An 11214-nucleotide genomic window follows, 5' to 3' on the forward strand; every position below is an offset into this window, starting at 1 on the left:
AGCGTCAGCCGGGCATATCGAGCAATCGACAGCTACACCGCGACGCGGTTGCGCCGGTGGCTACGCAACAAGTACAAGCTCAGACGTCGCAGGGGCGGGACTTATCCATCCTCGCATCTCTACGGGTACTTCGCTCTCGTACGTCTGAGTGCACATGGGGGCGTAGTCTGGCGTGTGTGAAGGCGTGATGTCTTTTCCGAGAGCCCAGTGAGGGAGATCTGCACGCTGGGTTCGATGAGCGGGATGTGGAAACGGGGTTACGGCGAGGTTATTGGGGCGCCGCCAGACGAAAGAGGCGGTAACAGACAAACCGAGCCTACCGATACCGCGCCACATCTCGACTCTACCGATTTCGCCCCTCGCGCGCTGTGAGTAAGCAGAGCTGTGTTCGGCTGCGATCGTGGAGCGCGTGTTACTGGATGGAGCTCGCGAGTTGTGAGCGGAGCTGGAGAGCGACCCCTTCGAGCGTGTGCGGAATGCTGAGTTGAGCTTCGAGCGGGCCGGCGATGCTGTAGCCACCATTTCCGGCGGCGTCGACGACTATCAGAGCTTCGCAGGCGGCGCCCGTTGCCTCTCTGACTTGTGCGGCGAGTTCGCTGAAGTGTCCGGGTGAGCCCGATGCATGCGCCATCACGTTGAAAACCTGGTTGCTCATGTTCGATCCGCGACACGACAGAGGATGTCCGTGCCACGGGACGGGCAATGCACACTCACTGAAAATAAGGCACAGAGCGTCGCTCGGCAATCTCGCCTATTGATCAAAGAATGTCCGTTAAAAAACGGCCGCGAGGTGGCGGTCGGCGACCGCGCAATTTTGCAACTAATCGTATGCCTCGCGAGCGACCTCCACAGCTGCGCCAGCAACACCTGCCACTAGCGTGATCGAGATAGGACTCTCGCTTAGCCGCGGGAGAAGTCGGTCGTCGTCAATTCGAGGCGCGTCGAGGGATGCGCGAGTAGCTTGCGATGCGCAACAGCGTGAATACGGTGGACGCCATCGTGGAAGGTCTTCAACATCCTGGCATCATCCGCATCGCCTGGCAACCAGAAACAGGCCTCCAGCGCGGCACGCACAATCATGCATTCGACCGCGCCTTTCTTTCCAGCGAGAACGAAGGTCACGCCGCGTCGGTTAGCCGAAATCTGTGGTTCAAGGTCGAGTGCTTCCATGGCGAGTTCGTCGTGTTGCGGCGGTCAAGCGATTTTGGCATGGCGTCGCACGATTTGGGAAACGCGTTGCTCGCCTGCTTAAGAGACCGTCGTGCTTCCAACATCGGTCACCAGTCGATGCGATGCTTCTCGTCCCTTTCCCGATGCCGTCGGTCGTCGTCGATGTGGAGGTAGAGGCTGGTCGTCGCCAGCGATGCGCGTCCGAAGTTGTCGCGCACGAGGCGCAAGTCGATCTTTTGATCGGCCATGTGCGAACTCGCGCTGTGGCGGAGCCAGTGGGCGGAGGCTTGTTTCAGCAGATCGGCGCGCGCGGCGGCCAATGCTTTGGCTTCTGCAAGACTGGTCGTTTATATGCCGTAAAAAGCGGCTACAACAATGAACGAGAGAAAACAGATTGACTGAGCGCAAAAGAAGTAAGCCGAGCCGGGACGAACGTATCGGTTTGCACTTGAAGGCAGAAACTACAGGGGGCATCACTGCTTCCGCGACGTTCATGGGAATTCATTGTGGCCGCCCGCCGCCGAGTCGCTAACAGTCGAATTGAACCGGTTCATGACTCGAAGAATCGCTCAGTGAGAGGGACGTGCCGAAGACAAGTCGCAGCGCTGCACGGATTACGTCTCGTTGAGCAGGTAGATCGGCAGCACCGATGAAGCGCCAGCCGATCATCCGATTGTGTGGCGCAACCCGTTAAACTCAGATCAATCGATGAAAGATACAAGACTACAGTGAGCGCGTTGTGCCTTGTCAGTGACCGGGAACGAATTGGATGTCTCCGTACCAGGCGCGTGTCGTGGTTCCGGTATTGTCGGTATCGGTCAGCAGACCGTAGCCAGTGATGCGTCCTGGCGCTTCGTGAAAGACCCTTTCGTAGTCTTGGACGATGTTGCGGTGCAGGCTTCGCCACTGGCCCGCATCGCCAGGCTGACCGGAGACGACGATCATCTGTACGCGGCCGGTATGCGGGTTGGCGATGACGCTGCCCGGCGCGGCCGACGTCGACCAGATGTACATCAGCGTTGCATAGGGCAGATCCTGGCCACCCACGTGCTTCGCGACTTCCATGCTGGCCCGGTCGAAAAGCGACAGCTTGCTTTTGTCGCCATCAAATACGAACACCAGTCTCGCCGGAGCATCTTCCTTCGCCCCGACACGGTTATCGGCGCCCTCAATCGGTCCTTCCGCTTTCCAGCGCCAACCCACGACGGGTGTTTGTGCGAGATCGATATCGCCCTCGTGCATCAGGGCGGAAGCGGACCGGTTCGCTTCCGCCTGCAGGACGGTTGTCTGGCCGTCGCGAACAAGTGTGTATTCCGTGATCGGCTTGCCCTTCACAACCGGCAAGTTCTTCCACCCTGCGGGCAGGGGCGCGCCTGGCTCTGCCGCTGAGAATGCGACGCCCCGAGTTCCACTTTGAGCAAAAATGGAGAGCGGCGACATCAAAAACGCGATGCACACGGCAACCCCGACGGACCTAGTTGTCCGTTTCCGCGATTGCAGGATGGAAAAAAGATGCATGGCTAATTGCCTTCGGCCGTGAGCCTTCGTCCATTGTAGCGGACTACGTTGTCGCCACTGCATCTTGTTGAGTACCTGCTGACGCTTCCGGAATGACGACTCCTGAGGCAGTATCGTCGCGTGTCTAAAGGTTGAACGTTCACGGATATATCGCGTGGTGGCATCACGACTGGTCTGTAGTCTTAGATACTGCTGCTGCGGCAGCCAGGCGCATCCGTCGTGCCGCGCGGGCGCTGCGGTGATCAACCTAATCTTATCGCGGAGGTACCGCAGCGCATGCCAACCGACTATCAATGGTTGCTTCCTTCACCCGTGACAAGGTGCTGCACTTCCTAAATGGAGTCGGCATTTCTTCTCGTTAAGAGGTCGGAGCGACCGGCTTTTCCGACGGATGCCGCATTGACCAAGGCACCTTGGCTGTCGATCCCCAGTGTAGGATGTCAACCGTGCTTCACGAGACGGCCCATCTGGCGATCACGCCGTGCTGCTTCCGATCGTTGATGGGCGGCAATCTGTATGCGGGGCAGCGGGAGATGCTCAGACGCATTGACGAAAAGGGCTTGCATCCAGATGCGCCACTGTATCGGGCCGTTATTCAATGCTCGAAGCCTGAGGCCGCAACATGGGCGTGGGCTGCTGGCGTGAGCCTCGGTCTCCCGGGCAGCGAGATTATTCGCGACGACGAATACGATGGCGAAGGCGCAGACATTCGATTCGCCTTGCAGATGGATGCATACATTGGCATTCATGGTTTCGCGCACGCTGGCTTCTACACGATTCGCAAGCGCGGTGCTTTCGACGCCTGGCCGCGATTGCACTTCTGGACGCAAGAAGTTGCCGCAGACGCGGGAGCGCAGCAACTTGACTTGTCGGTAAAGCACCGAAAATCTTCAACGGTGCCGCTGTCAACGATATGACCTCTATAGGTGATCGAGATCAAGCGATGCGACAACTGAAACTGGACACGAAGGAATCGGGATGAATGAGAACGATGTGATCGACGCTGCGAGAGCGAAGTGGAACGCGCAGGCGGACGTACATAACCAATGGGATGAGCTGGGCTGCGACGAAAAGCTTGAATGGATCGCGCGAGTCGCACTCGAATCGGTGTACACGCAAGCCGTCGAGGCGTGGATGACTGAAGATGGCGAGCGCGTCATCACGGACGCCACGAAGCAAAAGATGCCGCGGGCGGTGCAGGTACCATACACCGTGCCGCTTACTCGGGCCCAATCGACCGAAAAGCTGAGCGAAGAGACCTCGAAAAGCGGCGAAGCAGACTGACTCCAGGGGCGCCCGGTAAGGTTGAAAGATGAGCTAGCATGGTGAAGCAATGGCAACGAAGACGCTAAGAGACGGAACGTATCAGGCAACCTGCAAGGAGCGAAATGCGCTAGCGGCGGCGATGAACGGCCACAGTGCTGTCTATCCGCAAGCGCGATGCACGATTGCGAAGGGCTTAGCGGTATTCGTCCGGGAGGGGAAAGAGGTCTGGGAATGCAACGCGGCCTACGCCGAAGCGAATTTCAAGCTTGAGCGAGTGGGCTGAAGGCGCGGCCTCCGGCTGTCCTAGCCTTGGTGACGTGGTGCGTGAAGAGAGGAATTCCGCGCGTGGCGTAGAACAGCGTCGCTGGATGGGGCCTTGAATAGGAGGTCGTTGGTGCGAGCGACGACGACGGGGCCGCTCGTCTCCTTGAAGAGCGACTCGACGTCGGCGAGGGTGTTCGGTCCCGTCGTGAACCACCCGTTTCTATTGGCTGATCTCGTCAAGGTACCGAGAGTCTGAGAGTCGAAGTTGGACTGATCAGGATGCCGCAAACTTTCCAGCACTTTTCGAAAATCGGAGCCCTCGTGCGTTGCAGGGACGCCGAGCTTGTTCAGCGTCATCTCAAAGCATCAGGCGCCGGTTTCGACGTTTTCACGTCGTCGGAGGAGATCATTGCATCGAACGGGTGCGCGACCTCCACATGGTCCAAATAGGTGTCGAGCTCATCCTGCTCTGCGTAGTCGGTATCGCTTGAGCAAGAATGAGTGTGCTCGGCCCCCAACGAATCAGTCAGTGTTCTTTATGCCTACCCTCGTCACGAGCTTTCCGGTCCGGGCGCGTCACGACAACGTGCCCACAATTCGCTCACGTCGGCACTCGTCAAATCCAGCGGAAGTGTCTCGGTGAAAACGCTTTCGACTGGGGGCAGCGTGGGGTTTGTTTGACGTGCTCTCTGCAGAGTTTGAATGCCAGTTGGCCAAGCTGAATGCGCGTCATTCAGTCAAAGAATATCTTCGCTCGTGCTTGCCAGAGGCGCATAGATTCGACTAAGTGAGAAAGTGACCAGGACTGGAGTTGCCCCTATAACTCAGGACACGCGGACACCGTTAGGTTGATGGCACCGCAGCGCGCCTGAACTCGCGAGGCGAGCGGTATTTCAGGGCTTTATGCGGGTGGCGCTCATTGTAGTGTTCAAACGCAATAGCCAGACGCGAGAGCGCAGTTGGTGCGTCGGGCTTATCCATATAGGCGACGTAATTGTGTTTCATCGTCTTCACGAACGATTCGGCCATGCCATTACTTTGCGGCGAACGGACCGGCGTGGTCAGCGGCTCAAGCCCCAGCTCACGAGCGAAGCTCCGTGTGCGGTGGTCGATGTAGGCCGAGCCGTTGTCTGACAGCCATTCGATGAGCTGTGTAGCCCGCGTGGTACCGAAGCGCTGTTCAACGGCGGCCAACATCACGTCGCGCACCACATCACCGCTATGGCCGCCGGTCGTCGCCGCCCAGCTAATCGCTTCCCGGTGCAGCAGTCCAGCGCGAACGTGACGCGCAGCGGCGTGCCATCATCGCACCGGAACTCAAAGCCATCGGAGCACCAGCGGGTGTTGCTACGGTCAACGGCAACGCGACCGTCGTGCCGCCGACTGTCTCGCCGCACTCCGGGGCGACGCAGCAGCAACTGGTGCTCACACATAATCCGATACACGCCTTGTGATTGATGCAAGGCGCGTTGGCCTGTTCCCGACTACGGCGCAGCAATGCCCAGATGCGTCGGTAGCCGTATGTTGGGAGGTGCGCTACGTGGATCTGGATTTCCTCGACCAATTCAGTGTCGTCAGTCGGTTTGGCGCTACGACCATCTTGCCAATCCGGCAAGCGAGCCTGTTTCGCTGCTACACCAGAGCGCGCCACGCCGAGAACTTTGCAGACCGTCTTCAATGGTCGTCCCCTGGCAGCAAGGGCGAGCGCGCAATCAGGTTTTTTGAGCGGCTCCATTCCACGGCTTCTTTCAGGATTTCGACTTCCATTGTCTTTTTCCCGAGTAGTCGTTGCAGTCCTTGATTTCCTTGATGGCGGCGGCCAGCTCGGATGCGGGCACAACAGATTCACCTGCCTTCACTGCAGCCAGACTGCCTTCCTGGTATTGCTTGCGCCAGCCGAACACCTGGTTGGCGTTGACGCCGTGTCGGCGTGCGACGCCTGACACGGACGCTCCCGGCTCCAGTGTTTCCTGCACGATGGCTATTTTTTCCTGCGGGGTGCGCCGACGACGGCGCTCCGGCTCGGTCAGAATTGCGAGGAGTTCCACGTAATGACTAGGCTTACTGTTAGGCACAAGACTATCCCTTATTTTAAGAGAGTCCTCGTGTCCTCAGATGCGTGGGGCCGCTCTAAGGACTGCGTCAACCGGTACGACACTAGCGTTGCGCAAACGAGATAGGAGAGGCAGTGGACTCGCATGTGATCGGTGCTGATTTGGACGTTGGGTTCGCGCATATACCGTTGTGCGGAATTCGGCGGGAGCGAGGTGTTAAGCAACAATGTGTCACCACGTCTCTTTTGAAGGAGGCCAGGGTCCTATGGCCGATGCTTGCTTCCTTTGCTGGCAATCGAAGGTTATGCTGTCAAGCCTCCAACTTCGATACGAACCTGCTGAGGGATGACTGAGAGAAGGTTTGCATTCTCGATCTCGAGCGTGATGAATTCGCACATTCGCGCAATTGAGGTAAAGAGATGGATGGAAAGCTTGTTCCTCCCGCCTAGGTTAGCTGTGAGGAGCCGCAAACGTTTTCTTACGCGGGTCGTTCGAAACATCAACAAAACGCTTTCTTCTGCTGCCTCGTTCCTTTCACTTTCGGTGTTCGAATGTGGGGCGGACAACATTGCAGTTACAAGTTATTACGGAGAATCCGTTCCGTCGTACAAATACAAAAAACGAAACGCTTAAGACAGAACGTCTGAAAACCGCACCATAGCGGTCATGGACATACGGGGAAGTCATGCAGCGAGAGAAGAACAATCTGCGCCTGAAAGCATGTGTCATTGCGGTGTGCGTCGGGGCGTCTGTTGTCACTACGCGTTCAGGCGCGCAGGATGCGGAAGCGCCTGCGGAGGCGCGCATCAACGCAACGGCCCAGGCACAACCGCTTATTTCGCTGCCCAGCACACCGACGCCCAGTCCCGTCGGCAACACGACCGCGCAGCCCGCCCCGAGTGGCGCACCTCTCACGCCGCGCGGAACGGTGAACGCAGCGTCGTCGCTCGACAAGAGCGCCACGTTGTCCGGCACGCCGCGCGCCCGCACCGCGGACATCGAAGGCAAGCAGCCGCTCGCCGACGAACTCGGCGGCGTCGTGACGACCGATACGGTGACGCTCGCGGGGCAGGACTTCTACACCTGGTTCGCGCAGGCGTGGGGCACGATTCCCCTGTCCGAGCGTTACATCGTCTCGGTTCACGAGCGTCCTTCCGCGCGCTATGGCAGCCTCGTGTGGGTCGAATACAACCAGCGCCGCGTATTTCAGGCGTTCCTGCCGATTGCCCGCTCGAACGTGAAGCCGGTGGCGGAAGGCGCGGCGCAGATCGCTTTTCAGAATGTCATGCAGGCGGACCTGACCCGTCTGCTGTTCCGTGACGCCGACATGGCCACGGACGAACTATAAAAACGCATCAAAAAAATAAAGCAGTAAGGCCAAAAACCTACGGGGAATCACGATGAAAACGAATGCGCTCCTGCAACGCGCGCTGCTCGCTTGCGCGCTGACGATGCCGCTCGCCGCGAACGCCACCTCGCTCGTCTATGAGCCGGTGAATCCGAACTTCGGCGGCAATCCGCTGAATGGCCCGAATCTGCTGAACGAGGCGAATGCGCAGAACAAGTACAAGGATCCGTCGACCGCCAGTCTTGGCACTGGCAGCCAGTCGACGCTCGATCAGTTCAACACGCAATTACAGCAGGCGATCCTGTCGCGCGTCGCGTCGTCGATTTCGAGTTCGATCGTCGGCACGGACGGCACGCTTCATCCGGGCACGATCAACACGGGCAACTTCTCGATCGCAATCTCGCAAGTCACGGGCGGCAATCTGCAAGTGACGACGACCGACAAGACCACAGGCGCATCCACGACGTTCATCGTCGGCAACGGCCAGTAACGCGAGAGCACGCACGCAATGAACAAGAATGCTTTCAGGACCGCTGCGATGGGCGCTGTCATCGTCGCGTCGGCGCTGCTCACCGGTTGCGTCACCACGCCGATGCCTTCCGCCGGCAACGCCACGCTCACGCCGCCGACGCGTGTCACGCGCGACCTCACGCATCTGCCGTCGCCCAAGGGCAGGATCGTCGCGGCTGTGTATGGCTTTCGTGATCTGACCGGCCAGTACAAGCCGTCGCCGGACAGCTCGTTTTCGTCGCAGGTGACGCAGGGCGGCGCGTCGTTCCTCGTCAAGGCGATGCGCGATTCCGGCTGGTTCACGCCGGTCGAGCGCGAGAATCTGCAGGACCTGCTGACCGAGCGCAAGATCATGCGCGCGCTCGAAACGCCCGACGACAAGAAGAACGCGATTCCCCAGATCGGCGCGCTGGCGCCCGCGAGCATCGTGCTCGAAGGCGGCATCGTCGGGTATGACACGAACATCCGCACGGGCGGCGCGGGTGTCGCGTATCTGGGGATCTCGGCGTCGCAGCAATATCGCGTCGATCAGGTGACGGTGAATCTGCGCGCGGTCGATATCCGCAACGGCACGATTCTGAACAGCGTGTCGACGACCAAGACCATCTATTCGATTCAGATCGATACGGGCGTGTACCGCTTCATCGGCTTCAAGGATCTGTTGCAGGCCGAAGCCGGCATGACGCGCAACGAGCCACAGCAGCTTTGCGTGAACGAGGCGATCGAATCGGCGCTCGTGCATCTGATCGTGCAGGGCGTGGCGAACCAGACCTGGGCGCTCAAGGACATGAAGGACTGGTATGACCCGACGATGCAGCGCTACCTGCAGGAAAACCAGGGCTACGCGCAGACGATGGAAGACGTGAATCCGCCGTATAGCCCCGTGAAGATCGATCCGCCGAAGACCATCGGCAGCTGAATCGGCTGCCGAATGGGTAGCCCAAGCGAAACTGAACAGGAGGAGACCAGCATGAAATCAATGCGCGCCTCGAAGGCCGCGCTGTGTGCAGCGCTCGGCGCGGCCGTATCGCTCGCGGTGTATGCCGCCGATCTATCGTCGGTGTCGGACTTCGGTCCCCCCGAGCCGGGTTTCGGTGGTGCGACACAGGTGGCGCGTGTATCGCAGCAAGGCACGGCCAACCGGTTGAACGCCGTCCAGGCCGGACATAACGGCCTGATGGCGAATCAGATGGGCATCGCCAATGCGGCGGCGACGGCGCAGTCGGGCAACGACAACTGGACGGTGCTGCAGCAAAGCGGCGTCGCCAACCAGTACGCCGGGTATCAGGCGGGACAGTACAACCGTTCGATCGCGGTGCAGAACGGCGGCGGTAACGAAGCAACGGTCACGCAGATCGGAAACTCGATGTCGTCGCAGGTGACGCAGCTCGGCGCCAACAACGAGATTTCCATTCTGCAGAACCGTAATGGCTCGGGACTGTCGGTCACGCAGACCGGCGGTGCGAGGGCGGCAGTCCTCATGAAGTAGGCAGTATCCTTCCCGGCGATATGCCGGGGCGAGGGGACCAGGAAGTTTGATTTCAGTGTGAATGTCGTGGGTAGGGTGGAATTGGTCGTCGGCGGGGGCTGGCGGCATTTAGGGTTACGAATTGCTGTAATTAAAACTTCAATCAACGAGGCATAAAAATGAAAGTCAAGGCAATCACTATCGCTATGGGTCTGGCAGCACTGGCATCGACGTCGGCATTCGCTGATTCGAGCTTCGAAGGCGCAACGGTCAACCAGTTCGGCAATGGCAACACCGCAGGTGTGACGCAGACGAATTCGCACAACGACAAGGTGAACGTGCTGCAAACCGCGGACGGCGCGAACGCCAGCGTCAGCTCGGACGCAGGCGGCTACAACGTCACCGATATCAAGCAGACCGCGAACGGCAAGGGTGCGTCGAAGCTGAACGCGACCGTCACGCAAAAGCAGACGGTCGGCGAGAACACGACGGTCCGGCAAAACGGCAACAGCCTCACCGCGACGATCTCGCAAACGTCGTCGATGTACGACACCGATACCGTCAAGCAAGCCGGCAAGAACGCGACGGCTTCGATCACCCGCAACGGCTCGGCCTACAACACGGTCAACATCGATCAGGGCACGGGCATGACCTCGGGCCAGACCGACGGCGCCAAGGCGACGGTCACGCAGACCAACACGGTTGCCAACACGGTCGACATCCTGCAAGGCAACAAGGGGGGTATCGCGACGATCGAGCAGCGTGACGGCGGCTACAACCATGCGCGCGTCGAGCAAACGGGCGGCGGCACGGACGCGACGATCGAGCAATGGTCGGAAGTGGGCGATCACGCGTCGATCAAGGAAAGCGACGCGGCACGTTCGCGCATCCACTCGGAATACGGCGGCAACAACACCAATACGATCGTACAGAGCGGCGCGAACGCACCGCACTACGCTCAGATCAACCAGAGCTTCGCCACCAACGATACGACGACGATCATCCAGACCGGCTCGCAATACAACGAAGGCTATGTCGATCAGATCCGTTCGTCGAACGACGCGGCGCTCCTGATTCAGGACGGCGACACCAACAAGGCAGCGGCGCGCCAGAACTACGGAAGCGGCAACACCGTCATCGCGGCGCAAATCGGCGGGCACAACAAGATGGACCTCACGCAGCAGGCCGCGTTCGAATCCACGCTGCTGGCCGGCCAGCTCGGCGGCTACAACGACATCAAGGCATCGCAGTCGGGCGCGAAGGAAGATCTGACCATCGCGCAAGTCGGCGACCTCAACAGCGCGAACGCTTCGCAAGCGGGTTCGTACAACACAGCGTTGATCACGCAAGTCGGCTTCGCCAACACGGCTACGACGTCACAAAGCGGCGTGGGCAATGCGACGGTCGTCAATCAGGCCGGTGCGTTCAACAAGGCGAACATCGTTCAGAAGTAAGAACGACGACGGTTTGAGCCATTGGCGGGCGGGGAGCGGCTTTCTAAGCTGCTCCCCGCCCGCTTTTCGTTGGCGGCCACACTTAGCTCACGACTGCGAAGCGCGACCCACAGATCGCAATCAGAAATCGATCTGTGCGGAAAGCAGCAACGTGCGCGGTGC

11 protein-coding genes and 2 pseudogenes are annotated in these 11214 nt (G+C 59.5%); 8 read left to right on the forward strand and 5 right to left on the reverse strand.

Translation table 11 applies throughout. The features are described from left to right. Window positions 1-412: 412 nt before the first annotated feature. The 4 genes and pseudogenes from AWB80_RS44260 to AWB80_RS42105 form a co-directional block, all read right to left on the reverse strand. Window positions 413-655: a hypothetical protein gene (locus tag AWB80_RS44260; RefSeq protein WP_061180510.1), complete on the reverse strand. Its 243-nt coding sequence runs from the start codon at window positions 653-655 to the stop codon at window positions 413-415. Between the two features lie 245 nt (window positions 656-900). After that, window positions 901-1170, reverse strand: a complete 270-nt coding sequence (locus AWB80_RS42095) for a DUF1488 family protein (RefSeq protein WP_061180511.1) — start codon at window positions 1168-1170, stop codon at window positions 901-903. A gap of 107 nt (window positions 1171-1277) precedes the next feature. Further along, window positions 1278-1481 (reverse strand): annotated as a pseudogene (locus tag AWB80_RS42100) (tyrosine-type recombinase/integrase); the annotation flags it as partial. 436 nt (window positions 1482-1917) lie between these two features. Continuing rightward, entirely contained in the window at window positions 1918-2688 is a 771-nt protein-coding gene (locus AWB80_RS42105) for a DUF3047 domain-containing protein (RefSeq protein ID WP_061180513.1), read from the reverse strand. Between the two features lie 446 nt (window positions 2689-3134). Between AWB80_RS42105 and AWB80_RS42110 the strand changes: the two genes are divergently transcribed. The 3 genes from AWB80_RS42110 to AWB80_RS42120 all read left to right on the forward strand — a co-directional run bounded on the left by AWB80_RS42110 (window position 3135) and on the right by AWB80_RS42120 (window position 4237). Then, on the forward strand, window positions 3135-3605 hold the full coding sequence (locus AWB80_RS42110; RefSeq protein ID WP_143328279.1) for a hypothetical protein: 471 nt from the start codon (window positions 3135-3137) through the stop codon (window positions 3603-3605). A gap of 61 nt (window positions 3606-3666) precedes the next feature. Next, the gene (locus AWB80_RS42115) at window positions 3667-3972 is read left to right on the forward strand and encodes a hypothetical protein (RefSeq protein ID WP_061180515.1); all 306 of its coding nucleotides are present in this window, start codon (window positions 3667-3669) and stop codon (window positions 3970-3972) included. Window positions 3973-4021: 49 nt separating this feature from the next. Beyond that, window positions 4022-4237, forward strand: coding sequence for a hypothetical protein (locus tag AWB80_RS42120; protein WP_087132099.1), 216 nt, complete (start codon window positions 4022-4024; stop codon window positions 4235-4237). 824 nt (window positions 4238-5061) lie between these two features. Here the strand turns inward: AWB80_RS42120 and AWB80_RS42130 are convergent. Beyond that, window positions 5062-6293: pseudogene (locus AWB80_RS42130) on the reverse strand (IS3 family transposase). A 664-nt stretch (window positions 6294-6957) separates the two neighbouring features. On the opposite strand from AWB80_RS42130, the gene AWB80_RS42135 reads away from it, so the two are divergent. From AWB80_RS42135 to AWB80_RS42155, 5 genes are all read left to right on the forward strand, one after another. Continuing rightward, window positions 6958-7620 carry a CsgE family curli-type amyloid fiber assembly protein gene (locus AWB80_RS42135; RefSeq protein ID WP_061180517.1) on the forward strand — a complete coding sequence of 221 codons (663 nt, stop codon included), beginning with the start codon at window positions 6958-6960 and terminating at the stop codon, window positions 7618-7620. Between the two features lie 52 nt (window positions 7621-7672). Continuing rightward, on the forward strand, window positions 7673-8110 hold the full coding sequence (locus tag AWB80_RS42140; protein ID WP_061180518.1) for a curli assembly protein CsgF: 438 nt from the start codon (window positions 7673-7675) through the stop codon (window positions 8108-8110). 18 nt (window positions 8111-8128) lie between these two features. Next, window positions 8129-9049, forward strand: a complete 921-nt coding sequence (locus tag AWB80_RS42145) for a CsgG/HfaB family protein (protein ID WP_061180519.1) — start codon at window positions 8129-8131, stop codon at window positions 9047-9049. 51 nt (window positions 9050-9100) lie between these two features. Then, window positions 9101-9619, forward strand: a complete 519-nt coding sequence (locus AWB80_RS42150; RefSeq protein ID WP_143328280.1) for a hypothetical protein — start codon at window positions 9101-9103, stop codon at window positions 9617-9619. A 158-nt stretch (window positions 9620-9777) separates the two neighbouring features. After that, window positions 9778-11052 carry a hypothetical protein gene (locus AWB80_RS42155; protein ID WP_143328281.1) on the forward strand — a complete coding sequence of 425 codons (1275 nt, stop codon included), beginning with the start codon at window positions 9778-9780 and terminating at the stop codon, window positions 11050-11052. Window positions 11053-11214 lie beyond the last annotated feature (162 nt).

This window comes from Caballeronia pedi (assembly GCF_001544915.2).
Classification (GTDB): domain Bacteria; phylum Pseudomonadota; class Gammaproteobacteria; order Burkholderiales; family Burkholderiaceae; genus Caballeronia; species Caballeronia pedi.

Bases quoted from the DNA above. Each gene is read 5' to 3' on its own strand.
- AWB80_RS42120 (WP_087132099.1), top strand. From the start codon at position 4,022: ATGGCAACGAAGACGCTAAGAGACGGAACGTATCAGGCAACCTGCAAG.
- AWB80_RS42150 (WP_143328280.1), top strand. From the start codon at position 9,101: ATGAAATCAATGCGCGCCTCGAAGGCCGCGCTGTGTGCAGCGCTCGGC.
- AWB80_RS42095 (WP_061180511.1), bottom strand. From the start codon at position 1,170: ATGGAAGCACTCGACCTTGAACCACAGATTTCGGCTAACCGACGCGGC.
- AWB80_RS44260 (WP_061180510.1), bottom strand. From the start codon at position 655: ATGAGCAACCAGGTTTTCAACGTGATGGCGCATGCATCGGGCTCACCC.
- AWB80_RS42140 (WP_061180518.1), top strand. From the start codon at position 7,673: ATGAAAACGAATGCGCTCCTGCAACGCGCGCTGCTCGCTTGCGCGCTG.
- AWB80_RS42115 (WP_061180515.1), top strand. From the start codon at position 3,667: ATGAATGAGAACGATGTGATCGACGCTGCGAGAGCGAAGTGGAACGCG.
- AWB80_RS42105 (WP_061180513.1), bottom strand. From the start codon at position 2,688: ATGCATCTTTTTTCCATCCTGCAATCGCGGAAACGGACAACTAGGTCC.
- AWB80_RS42145 (WP_061180519.1), top strand. From the start codon at position 8,129: ATGAACAAGAATGCTTTCAGGACCGCTGCGATGGGCGCTGTCATCGTC.
- AWB80_RS42135 (WP_061180517.1), top strand. From the start codon at position 6,958: ATGCAGCGAGAGAAGAACAATCTGCGCCTGAAAGCATGTGTCATTGCG.
- AWB80_RS42155 (WP_143328281.1), top strand. From the start codon at position 9,778: ATGAAAGTCAAGGCAATCACTATCGCTATGGGTCTGGCAGCACTGGCA.